The 10393-nt window shown below is 41.5% G+C and carries 13 protein-coding genes; 5 read left to right on the plus strand and 8 right to left on the minus strand.

Annotation, left to right across the window (positions count from 1 at the left end; all coding sequences use genetic code 11):
* Positions 1 to 16 precede the first annotated feature (16 nt).
* The 7 genes from H5300_RS05935 to H5300_RS05965 are packed head-to-tail and all read right to left on the minus strand — an operon-like array spanning position 17 to position 4751.
* The gene (locus H5300_RS05935; RefSeq protein WP_017087444.1) at positions 17 to 313 is read right to left on the minus strand and encodes a hypothetical protein; all 297 of its coding nucleotides are present in this window, start codon (positions 311 to 313) and stop codon (positions 17 to 19) included.
* Positions 276 to 1730: a type II and III secretion system protein family protein gene (locus H5300_RS05940; protein WP_004734456.1), complete on the minus strand. Its 1455-nt coding sequence runs from the start codon at positions 1728 to 1730 to the stop codon at positions 276 to 278. Before H5300_RS05940 ends, H5300_RS05935 begins: the two co-directional genes overlap by 38 nt.
* Positions 1731 to 1738: 8 nt before the next feature.
* Positions 1739 to 2488: a Flp pilus assembly protein CpaB gene (gene cpaB, locus H5300_RS05945; RefSeq protein WP_004734457.1), complete on the minus strand. Its 750-nt coding sequence runs from the start codon at positions 2486 to 2488 to the stop codon at positions 1739 to 1741.
* Positions 2481 to 3830 (minus strand): AAA family ATPase, encoded by a 1350-nt coding sequence (locus H5300_RS05950; RefSeq protein ID WP_182795631.1) that lies wholly within the window; start codon positions 3828 to 3830, stop codon positions 2481 to 2483. Before H5300_RS05950 ends, cpaB begins: the two co-directional genes overlap by 8 nt.
* Before the next feature lie 37 nt (positions 3831 to 3867).
* Positions 3868 to 4398 carry a prepilin peptidase gene (locus H5300_RS05955; RefSeq protein ID WP_182795632.1) on the minus strand — a complete coding sequence of 177 codons (531 nt, stop codon included), beginning with the start codon at positions 4396 to 4398 and terminating at the stop codon, positions 3868 to 3870.
* Positions 4399 to 4407: 9 nt separating this feature from the next.
* Complete coding sequence (locus H5300_RS05960) at positions 4408 to 4560, minus strand: hypothetical protein (RefSeq protein WP_182795633.1); 153 nt, start codon at positions 4558 to 4560, stop codon at positions 4408 to 4410.
* Between the two features lie 11 nt (positions 4561 to 4571).
* Positions 4572 to 4751 (minus strand): Flp family type IVb pilin, encoded by a 180-nt coding sequence (locus tag H5300_RS05965; protein WP_182795634.1) that lies wholly within the window; start codon positions 4749 to 4751, stop codon positions 4572 to 4574.
* 194 nt (positions 4752 to 4945) lie between these two features.
* Between H5300_RS05965 and H5300_RS05970 the strand changes: the two genes are divergently transcribed.
* The 3 genes from H5300_RS05970 to H5300_RS05980 all read left to right on the plus strand — a co-directional run bounded on the left by H5300_RS05970 (position 4946) and on the right by H5300_RS05980 (position 8705).
* Positions 4946 to 5689, plus strand: a complete 744-nt coding sequence (locus tag H5300_RS05970; RefSeq protein ID WP_182795635.1) for an AraC family transcriptional regulator — start codon at positions 4946 to 4948, stop codon at positions 5687 to 5689.
* 83 nt (positions 5690 to 5772) lie between these two features.
* Positions 5773 to 7461, plus strand: coding sequence for an AMP-binding protein (locus H5300_RS05975; protein WP_017080018.1), 1689 nt, complete (start codon positions 5773 to 5775; stop codon positions 7459 to 7461).
* Positions 7462 to 7799: 338 nt separating this feature from the next.
* Positions 7800 to 8705: a LysR substrate-binding domain-containing protein gene (locus H5300_RS05980; protein ID WP_182795636.1), complete on the plus strand. Its 906-nt coding sequence runs from the start codon at positions 7800 to 7802 to the stop codon at positions 8703 to 8705.
* 145 nt (positions 8706 to 8850) lie between these two features.
* On the opposite strand, the gene H5300_RS05985 is transcribed toward H5300_RS05980, so the two are convergent.
* Complete coding sequence (locus tag H5300_RS05985) at positions 8851 to 9057, minus strand: DUF1127 domain-containing protein (protein WP_054541844.1); 207 nt, start codon at positions 9055 to 9057, stop codon at positions 8851 to 8853.
* Positions 9058 to 9152: 95 nt separating this feature from the next.
* Between H5300_RS05985 and H5300_RS05990 the strand changes: the two genes are divergently transcribed.
* Positions 9153 to 10103, plus strand: a complete 951-nt coding sequence (locus tag H5300_RS05990) for a LysR substrate-binding domain-containing protein (protein ID WP_182795637.1) — start codon at positions 9153 to 9155, stop codon at positions 10101 to 10103.
* A gap of 45 nt (positions 10104 to 10148) precedes the next feature.
* Positions 10149 to 10361, plus strand: a complete 213-nt coding sequence (locus tag H5300_RS05995) for a VF530 family DNA-binding protein (protein ID WP_161678911.1) — start codon at positions 10149 to 10151, stop codon at positions 10359 to 10361.
* Positions 10362 to 10393: the final 32 nt, after the last annotated feature.

The raw sequence follows: 10393 nt of genomic DNA on the forward strand, positions 1-10393 counted from the left end.
AGGAGTACCTCCAGATTTAGTTAAAATCTTCTAAGATCTGGCTACTACTTCCGGACAGATCGTTTTCACCTCTGCCAACATATTTGTCGTAACCAGTCTGCATCCGCTCCCCTGTACCATCAGGTACTTCGAGTAAATTCTCTTGGGTAGCATTAGGGTTATACGTTTGCTCTGTTTTCACTAGTGCTACCGAGTGCCCTAAACGAGCATCGTTCGCACAGCCAACTAATAACATTGCGAGAAAGATCATCATTATTTTAGTCATATCTATCCCCTTATAAATCATGCCCAAATGAGCCTTCGCTACCACCATCAGTCGGTGATATATCCTGTGACGCTTGAGATTGCTCTGAATCAGATTCAGACGGTTCAGCTATGTAAGCGCCTCGACCCAATAAGTAATATTCCAAGTCATTAGGGTCAACAAAAGCATCTGTGGGTAAGGTCACTTTGCTTCTATCAATAGGCTTTGCCAACCTTGGAGTTACTAAGATTACTAATTCAGTTTCTCCAGATATGTACTCTTGACTGTTAAAAAGTTGGCCTAAAATCGGCACATCTCCAAAACCTGGCATCTTGTTACTGATGTCCCTAACATTTTCACTCAACAACCCCGCAATACCAATAGTTTGCCCATCAGCTAGCTCCAGTGTTGATGACGCACTACGCCGAGTAATAGGTGGGATAAAATAAGTAGCATTGGTGGTACCCGGGTCAATGGTCAATGAGCTGGTATTGGCTATCTCACTAACATCAACGGCTAGATTTAAATTGATTTTCTTATCACTGAGTACCGTCGGTATAAATTTAAGCCCTACACCGTATTCTTTGTATTCTATGGTAATGCCATCTTCGTCTGGCACAGGGATAGGAAATTCACCACCGGCTAAAAACTCAGCCTTAGAACCACTTAATGCGGTTAAGTTCGGTTCAGCCAATACCTTAGCAACCCCGTTTTGTTTTGCTACGTCCAATGCGAAAGTAAACAGAGTATTACTATCAATGAAAGACCCTAATATGCCGTAGTCCGTCGACGTAGGAATATTGAAGATAGGCGTAGCCCCTAATACTCCGGCAGGTACAGAAGACGCCCCCCAAGAAAAGTCAGATCCACTGGTTTGGAAAAAATGGAAGTTCGCATCAAACTTTCTCACTAAGCTTCTTTGAACCTCGGCAACCGTCACCTCTAACATAACCTGTTGCGCGCCACCTATAGACATCAGGTTGATAACACCTGTCGCATCGGCTTGCTCACTGCCACTTTCATTAGATTTATCGGCGGTTTGCCCTGATGAATAAGTTTCCGCGATTCTCATCGCCACATTCATTTGTTGCTGGTTACTGACCTGGCCACTCAACAATAAGCGATTCTGAGCACTGTGTACTTCAATAGTTTCATCCGGAAGAAACTCATACAATTTAGCTTTGAGGCTATTAAGATCATGAGTAACCTCGATGTTAATAGACTCGATCAACTGACCTCGTGAATCCCAAGCCATCAGGTTTGTCGCACCTAATTTTTTACCAATTAAAAACAGTTCATTTGACTTTAAAATTACAATATCTAAGACTTCAGGATCACCAAGAGAAACCTTCGCCGCTTTTCCCGACAGCACCACATGCGTAGATTTATGATGTGGAACCGTGACTGTTTTTCCTGTCTGTAATGCCGCAACACTGGCCGTCGAAAAACAAATCAGGCTCAAAACACACGCAATTAATATTTTCATATTTCACCTCAATCCTTGACGCGCACATTAGATGTTTCTGTACCTTTGATAATGGTGACACTTGGTCTAGGCACATATCGACGAACCACTTTTTTCTCTACTTCGTGTGGGTTTCTCAAAGTCAGCTGAATGCTGCCTTTACTTTTAGCCGTGAGAAGTTTCTCGGCCTCTTTCGGCGTCATCTCAAGAGTTACCGCTCGTACAATAATCGGACTGTTTTCTTTCGTTTTAGCTGTTTGGTCTACAGCCAAAACCTTAATATCTTTAAGAACGGTTTGAGTCGCTGCAGAATTTTTTCCGTAAGAAATGGTATTGAGAATATCAACCTTATTACCCGGTAATAAGAACCCCGCCACACCAATAACATCATCAACACGTATCGTTACCGCACGTTTATTTTCAGGGATAAGAGCGGCAAGTGTTGACCCTTCTCCTGGTACAGTAAATCGTAACTTGTGAAGCACCTCTCCGGCATAGATAGTATTCGCAACAACCTTGCCAATCAGGTCCGCTTTATCCGAATAGTTATTTTCATTAATCCAGTCAACTTCCATCAACCTGGTGGTTAAAAACTGATCCTCGATAATGGTTCCGGCTTCAATTTCTTGTGATGCGACAACAACGGGGCGACGCTCGACCGTTTCAACTTCAACGGTTGGCTGAACTTGATCATCCATCCACTGCTTAGCAAAAAATACAGCCGCTAAGCCGAATACTACGGACAGTAAAAACAGTAGGAAAACTTGACTCTTATTCATTATTCTCTTCCTCGTGTCCATCAGAGGTAAAATAGACTTCCCATGCCATGGAAAGAATATCGAATGTGATAACAGGTGGGAGTTGCTCAAACGAAAGAATGTCTTTGCTTATACCAACGAGATCTTTCGGTAAACAAGGGAAAAGTGGCACCTTAAGAAGCGTGTGCATTTGAGACAAACGCTCAAAGAAACCATCTTGAAGCTCCATCTCTTTTTCAGCGACGACGCTCATCCATAAAGCTTCATAATCTCGCTGACTCAGCGGCTTGAATTCAATTTTGTAACCTAAACGACGTAAAAATGCAGGGTCGCTTATTTTCTTGGGATTTAGATTGGTAGAAAAGGCAAGCGTTAGAACAAACGGCATCGTGATTTGCTGGCCGTTAGGTAGCGATAAATAATCGAAGGAATATTCCATCGGTACAATCCAACGGTTAAGAAGCGCATCCACAGGCATGGGCTGTCGACCAAGGTCATCAATGATAAAAATCCCATTATTCGCCATCATTTGCACTGGAGCTAACCAGACACGACTGTTCTCAGAATGATTAACTTCAAGCATATCCATAGTGAGCTCTCCACCCACCTGGATATTTGGCCTTTCACAATTAAGCCAGCGCTTGTCGTATTGATCTTTGAGGGAGATACTTTGATCGCTACCGTTACTGTCTAACGGTTTATGATGTTGTGCAGAAAACACCTTGATAATGTTACCTAAGGCATAGACTGCATAAGGAATGAAAACAGACGTATGCAGCGCATTGACAATACGTGAAGCTACAAATGTTTTACCCGTCCCCGCATGCCCATACAGCAACAAAGCTCGTCCCGAATTGATTGCTGGCCCCAATACCGAAATCATTTTATCGACACCATAGACATCATTCAGTGCTGCTTCGACATGTGGCCGAGTCACTAGCTCTGCTCTTAGATCCTGCTGCTTTACCACATCACTATATTGAGCAAGTGAAACGGGGGCAGGACCTAAATAAGCATCACGTTTAAAGGCAAGATCAGCTTCTTCAAGTCCTTTCTCTGAAAGGGAATAGCGAACGTGACTATGAGATGCAGATGAGAGAGAAAGGTTAGAGGTTGGTTGAAAAACTTCAATCAATGACTTTGTTCTCAACACAGCCAACGCACTTTCAACAATATGTGTCACAACACACAAATAGTTAGAAAGCTCTAAAACATCCGACTTGGGGTAGGCTGACAGGTGCTTCAACACAAGGTTTTCTATAACAACTTCAGGAACACCCAGCATATCAATAGATGTAGGAACGGCTGGGGCTGATATTTGAGGCTTCAAAGTTGTTGGAGCAGTACGCCCTATAATATCCATATATTATTCCTCTCCACAAAGCTAACCAACAACAGATTTAAGTAAAGTAGCTATACATCGCCAATCCCATGACAACAGAGGGTGCAAAAGGCATCGTCACCTTATTTGAATACCTAGCGTGAAAACTCGCACTTTCATCTAATACAGGAGCTACTCCACCAAGCACAATTAGCTTATTTTCAAAATAACCTTTGATACTAAGATTGTTCGAGTTGGAAAAGTTATATAGCAGGTAGAAAGTCCCGATAACTCCAGCAGAAAGTAAGATAAAGTACGACGCACCAAGTAACTGTCCCCACCCGAGATACATCCCCACAATACCCAATAACTTCACATCTCCTGCAGACATAGCTCTTAAAAAATATAAGAATAATCCAAAACAAAAAAACACTACGAATCCAACGAAGGACATTAAGAAAACATCAAAGGAGTAATTGCGGTTAAACATTGATAAAAAATACACAAACAAAAACAGTATCAATATTTTGTTTGGTATACGATGTTTCTCAACATCGTATACCGAAACTGCAATTAGCAATGCCCAAAAAACTGAAGGCTCATTAATCATATATAAAATTCACACACTCGATATGATACTCTGGAATTTACTAAGTAAGGCCGCTGCCATCCCAGAAAAAACCAATCCAACAGCAAGAACGAGCGAGGCTGCACCGATCACATACTCAGTAGTTGTAAGTCCTTTTTGTTGTCCAATTTTTTTCTTATCCATGACGCTATCAACTACGGGGTGCCGACATTGGCAACAATGGTGTTTAATTTGGTTGCTAGAGTAGTGCCCAATCCAGAGAATACCGTGGTTAAACCTAACACTAATAATGCTGCACCGATTACGTACTCGATAACAGTCAACCCTTCTTCATCTTTCATGAATTCTTTACAATTATTCAAAAACTTATCCATGAGAACCTCTCCTTGATTTTAGTATCAGGCTTTGTTTACCTGTAAACTAAATCTAGAGGTGAGAGATATATTCGGTTAGGATTTTCTTGCCATTCACTTGCACTTTTTTGTGGTACTTCTAATCTAATTGTTACGTATAGTAATTTAGCTAATTTTAAACCCACATTTAAATATGAAATAGAGTTGGTATTTATATGAAAGTAGTAACACCTTTATTATCAGATAAGGATAGTGACTTTAACGCTGTTATTGTCAATAAAATAAGCCACTACTTTCCTATTGAAAACTTTGGACAAGATATATCTATAATCAGTAACTTAGATGTAAGGTTAGTGTTTTTCATATTGAATAAGCCAGATAAACTTCAACTACTTACAATGGCGTTATCTATTTGCGAGAACCTAAATAAAAGAATAGTCATTATTTGCTCAGACCCGTTACCTAATATCGTTCGAAATCATAAGAATATATTTTTTATTATCGAAACAAACAGTAAACATCTGACCAGTAAGTTAGAAGAACTACAACGTAAAACGCAACATATCTTCGAGCCTCACTTTGATCTCGACCGAGATACAAACAACAACAATCAATTACCTGCAAAGTTGTTTACCTCTGAAGTCGTTAACTTTGTTATGGACAACATCAACAAAGAAATCAGAGAAACAGAAATCGCAGAAAAGTGTCATTGTTCAACAACCTACTTTTCTAAGAAGTTTCATCTACACTTTGGGGTAAGCTTTAGAGACTTTGTATGCGATAAACGAATCCTGTTAGCCAAAAAGTTAATCGAAGCCGATACCGAATCAAAAATCGCTGTTATTTCTTACCAATGTGGATACAAGGATGTGTCGTATTTTTCAAGAATCTTTAAGAAAAGGACCGGAGTAACACCCGCAAGTTACAGACGTGCCTGCACGGATAACAGAAAACGCTAATTTTACTCCCTAAAAGAAAAAATCATGGTACATTTAACATGATTTTAACAAAAATAACTTAGCGAAAAACATGGAGTTAGACAATGATTCAGCCTAACGAGTTTAGCCAAGAAAAAGCAACAGCTCTCCCTACACCCAATGACATGATTTTAAAATGGGCAGAAGAACGCCCAGATGAAGTCTATTTAAAACAAATAATTAACCGCCAATTTGTTGAATTCACTTATAAAGAAGTGGCCGACAAAGCACTAAAACTGGCGTCAGCATTAGAAGGACTCGGAGCCCAACCCGGCGATCGAGTCGCTCTCGTTTCAAAAAACTGTGCAGAGTGGTTTATCTGTGATCTTGCCATGATGTTAGGAGATTTTGTCAGCGTCCCAATCTTTCCAACAGCGGGTGCAGACACCATTCAATACTGTATTGAACACAGTGAAAGTAAGATCGTAATTGCAGGTAAGCTTGATGATCCTGCAGCGACTCAAAAAGTAATCGATGATAATCCGAGCTTAGTCAGTATCTCGCTACCCTACGATACCGCTGCGAAGTGCCAACATACATTTGAGCAGCTCATAGAGACACATGAACCCTCAACCAAACGACCTCAACATCACGATGATAAGCTAATGTCACTTGTGTATACGTCAGGCACCTCTGGGCTGCCAAAAGGCGCAATGCTCACGTACGGTGCCTTTACATGGTCAGTTCAAAGGTTAATAGATCACATTGGTATCCAACCAGGTGACCGTCTGTTTTCTTATCTGCCACTTGCTCATATCACCGAACGAGTGTACATCTTTGGTTCTTCCGTAATGGGCGGAGTGGTCACAGCTTTCCCTGAATCTTTAGACACGTTTATTGACGATGTGAAAATGCACCGTCCAACCTTGTTTATTTCAGTTCCTCGCTTATGGACTCTATTCCAACAACGAATCCAGGATAAGCTGCCACAGAAAAAACTGAACTTCTTACTTAAAATTCCATTTGTAAATAACATCATTAAGAAGAAACTGGCTGACGGTCTGGGTTTAGACCAAGCGCGTGTTCTCGGCTGTGGCTCAGCTCCGGTATCACCAGCTCTACTTGCATGGTATGAGAGTGTTGGCCTACACATTACCGAAGCTTGGGGAATGACTGAGTCTTTCGCCTACAGCACGATTAACCACCCGTTTAGAGCAGACAAAATTGGTACTGTAGGTAATGCAGGTCCGGGCATTGAACTCAAAATTGCAGAAGACGAAGAGATTTTAGTTCGAAGCAAAGGCATGTTCTCTGGTTATTACAAAAATGATATTGCGACTCAAGAGTCTTTTGACTCAGAAGGTTGGCTACATACGGGTGATATTGGTGATATTGACAGCGAAGGCTATTTAACGATTCGTGGACGTAAGAAAGATACCTTTAAAACTGCTAAAGGTAAGTTTGTTGCTCCCGTTCCAATCGAGAACAAACTCTTTGAATACAGCCGCGTAGAAATGATGTGTTTGATAGGCTTAGGCTTACCTGGCCCTATCCTGCTCGTGGTACCGCATGACTTCCCTAATTTTGATAGGGCTCGTTACGAAAGAACAAGCAAACGCGTCATTGAAAAAATGAACGAACAGTTAGCTTCGCATGAGAAGATCAAAGGCGTACTGATGATTAAGGAACCATGGAGCATCGATAATGGTGTTCTTACTCCAACTCTAAAGATAAAACGACATATCCTTGAGCAGAAATACCATGAAGTCGGTCATAACTGGCCGAAAGATAAATTGGTAGTTTGGGAAGAGTAATCAAAATCAAGAAGGAGCCAGTACGGCTCCTTTTTTGTAAGCTCAACTTATAGGTATTTAGTGTAATCAGCCCCATCATTGCTCCCATTGTCCAGACCGATGTCCTCCCTCATTCGACTGCTCAGCGATTCCGAACTAATAACTTGTCTCGATTTAGCCGTCTTACTCATCTTGGTTTTATCATTAACTTTAAGCATCTGATTAACAAATCTGCCGACCCAACAGGTTATTGTTTTCATTTTATCTCTCTTGTATTCCTTGTTTATTTGTCGCTATTATGGAAATAACCTGTTCGATAAGCGAACAACCATTGTTAACAAGGACTATAAGCTGAGATTATGGACAATAGACTGCGTCACCTTTCAGGTCTCCGTTACTTTGAAGTTGCAGCACGCTTAAATAGCTACAGTAAAGCTGCTGAAGAACTGTTTGTTAGCCAAGCAGCCGTCAGCCAAAAGATCCGCCAGCTAGAAGAACAGCTTGGATGTAAGCTTTTTATTCGTAAAGGACGCGTAATGGCCTTAACACAAGAAGGACGCACCCTTTTCAAGCATGTCTCGGACGGATTCGAAGAGATAATCGTAGGATTAAATAAGATCCAATCAGAGCCCCTTCAAGGCGTTCTTGTTGTTAGCAGCCCTCCTTCATTTGCTTCCCGCTGGCTGCTGCCGAGGCTTTGGAAATTCTCAGTCAAACACCCTGAGATTCCAATCAAGATCCTTACAGGCTGCGACACACCAAATTTAAAACATGGCGAGATTGATGTGGCTATTCGACAAGGCGAAGATCTATGCGTTGAAGAAGGCTTGACTCTTGAGATGCTAATCAACGAACCGGTTTACCCTTTTTGTTCCCCTGAACTCTCAAACTCTTTGAACTTCACATCACCTGAACAACTCCTCAAATGTTGGCTGATTCAGTTTGATAGCGGTTGTTTCCCGTGGGAGGAATGGTTTAGGCAAGCAAACATATCGACTCAAAGCAGCACCATTCAGTGGATGGAAGTCGGTACCTTTGATATGGGGTTAACGACTGTCATGGCGGGACATGGGGTTTGCTTGGCAACAGACAGCTTAGCTGGTGACTTCATCGAACGCGGCTTGCTAGTGAAGCCCTTTGATATAGGCATGATACCTGGGGTTCAAGTCAACCTATGCTTTGACCCTAACTCCCCGAGAGAAGAGCGTATTACCGCGTTCACCAATTGGTTGCACGAAGAAGTAAACGAGCTATTGGATAATTAGATCTCACCTACTAATTTCTTAAACAAGGAATAGGCTTAAATAAGCAATGAGCATAACTCAACATAGAGCGGCAACGTAAACCTCCCGACACCGACAAACTATGTTGAGTTAAAGCAACGTCGAGTAAAAGCTACGCTGTCTTGAATCACTCCCAAAATGACTTCTTCAGTTCTTTCTCGACTTGTTCCAACGTAATCCCGACATCTCTCAGTAAATAATCGGGTAGCTCAGACAGTTGCTTTCTGGTTCTACGATTTTGAAAGTACAGGCCTAATTTAGAATAGAATCCCTTAACTGATAACGATGATAAGAATAATTGGTTAGTCCTTGATGTCGCTGTTATCGTGTTCATAGCCTTTCTCCTGTTGATCTTTCGCTTTGTTATGGTCAATAATCGAGCAACATCGACAAACGATAGATACTGACATTCAGTTAAGGAAAACTAATGTGAGAGAACGAACTCCACCATTTCAAGGGATCTATTACTTTTACACTGCAGCTGAAACTGGCAGTTTTAAACTTGCGGCAGAAAAGCTATTTGTCACGGCGGCTGCCGTCAGCCAACAAATTCGCCAACTTGAAGAGTGGTTAGGTGCAGACTTGTTTATTCGTCAGCACCGAAAAATAGTACTCACTCATGAAGGTGAAGTGCTTTACCTGCAAGCTAAGAAAGGCTTTGCCCACATTCAAGATGGTGTGAGGCGAATTAACCAAGACCCAAATCCCACTCAACTGTCTATTTCGACCGTGCCATCATTTGCCCAACACTGGTTGGTGCCTAGAATTGGTGACTTTCGCGATCGCCACCCTGATCTATCCATGTTGATTGAACCAACCAATAAGCTCGTGACGTTTGAAGATTCTAATGTCGATGTCTGCGTTCGATATGGTCATGGTAGTTATCCAAACATTGAATCGCGTTGGTTAATGGACGAAGTGGTTTACCCTGTCTGCCACCCTATCTATCAAGAGAAGCATGGTATTTATGACATCGACGATCTACACAAAGCAGAGCTAATTGAAGACCGCTGGCCTGATATGGATTGGAATTTATGGTTAGATGTTGTTGGAGCAAAGGCAGGACGTTCATCACTGCAATTTGATGGTTCGCATTTTGTTTTAGAAGGCGCGCTATCCGTTCAAGGTGTCGCACTGGTTAAGCACAGCTTGGTTTATCGGTATTTACAGGAAAAGAAGCTCGTTCGGATAGGTAACATCGCACTTAAGCCCAAATACAACTATTTCCTATGTGCGCCAGCGGGATATTTTCATCGTGAGAAAATCAAACGCTTTGAAGCTTGGATGCAAAGTCAGGTTCAGTTGTTTGGAAATAAAGGTCGAGAAGAACTTTCTATTATCGAGACAAATTACGAGCTTAAATGGTCTGATAATTCATAAAGCGAAACTGATATACTGGGCTCAAATAAATGGCGAGAACATCTCATGACACAAGAAAATAACCCACTTCACGGTATCACATTGCAGAAGCTACTGACTGAATTGGTTGAGCATTACGGTTGGGAAGAGTTGAGTTACATGGTGAACATCAACTGTTTCAAAAAAGACCCAAGCATTAAATCTAGCTTAAAGTTTTTGCGTAAAACAGACTGGGCTCGTACTAAAGTAGAACAGATCTACATTGATTTGAAACATTAGTCCCTCTTTTTAGCTCTATCTAAATTTGTCCC

It is taken from the genome of Vibrio sp. SG41-7, from assembly GCF_014164465.1.
Lineage (GTDB): Bacteria > Pseudomonadota > Gammaproteobacteria > Enterobacterales > Vibrionaceae > Vibrio > Vibrio splendidus.

What these genes read in the sequence shown, in the direction of transcription:
- H5300_RS05935 (WP_017087444.1), bottom strand. Translation starts at nt 313, where the DNA reads ATGGTGGTAGCGAAGGCTCATTTGGGCATGATTTATAAGGGGATAGAT.
- H5300_RS05940 (WP_004734456.1), bottom strand. Translation starts at nt 1,730, where the DNA reads ATGAAAATATTAATTGCGTGTGTTTTGAGCCTGATTTGTTTTTCGACG.
- cpaB (WP_004734457.1), bottom strand. Translation starts at nt 2,488, where the DNA reads ATGAATAAGAGTCAAGTTTTCCTACTGTTTTTACTGTCCGTAGTATTC.
- H5300_RS05950 (WP_182795631.1), bottom strand. Translation starts at nt 3,830, where the DNA reads ATGGATATTATAGGGCGTACTGCTCCAACAACTTTGAAGCCTCAAATA.
- H5300_RS05955 (WP_182795632.1), bottom strand. Translation starts at nt 4,398, where the DNA reads ATGATTAATGAGCCTTCAGTTTTTTGGGCATTGCTAATTGCAGTTTCG.
- H5300_RS05960 (WP_182795633.1), bottom strand. Translation starts at nt 4,560, where the DNA reads ATGGATAAGAAAAAAATTGGACAACAAAAAGGACTTACAACTACTGAG.
- H5300_RS05965 (WP_182795634.1), bottom strand. Translation starts at nt 4,751, where the DNA reads ATGGATAAGTTTTTGAATAATTGTAAAGAATTCATGAAAGATGAAGAA.
- H5300_RS05970 (WP_182795635.1), top strand. Translation starts at nt 4,946, where the DNA reads ATGAAAGTAGTAACACCTTTATTATCAGATAAGGATAGTGACTTTAAC.
- H5300_RS05975 (WP_017080018.1), top strand. Translation starts at nt 5,773, where the DNA reads ATGATTCAGCCTAACGAGTTTAGCCAAGAAAAAGCAACAGCTCTCCCT.
- H5300_RS05980 (WP_182795636.1), top strand. Translation starts at nt 7,800, where the DNA reads ATGGACAATAGACTGCGTCACCTTTCAGGTCTCCGTTACTTTGAAGTT.
- H5300_RS05985 (WP_054541844.1), bottom strand. Translation starts at nt 9,057, where the DNA reads ATGAACACGATAACAGCGACATCAAGGACTAACCAATTATTCTTATCA.
- H5300_RS05995 (WP_161678911.1), top strand. Translation starts at nt 10,149, where the DNA reads ATGACACAAGAAAATAACCCACTTCACGGTATCACATTGCAGAAGCTA.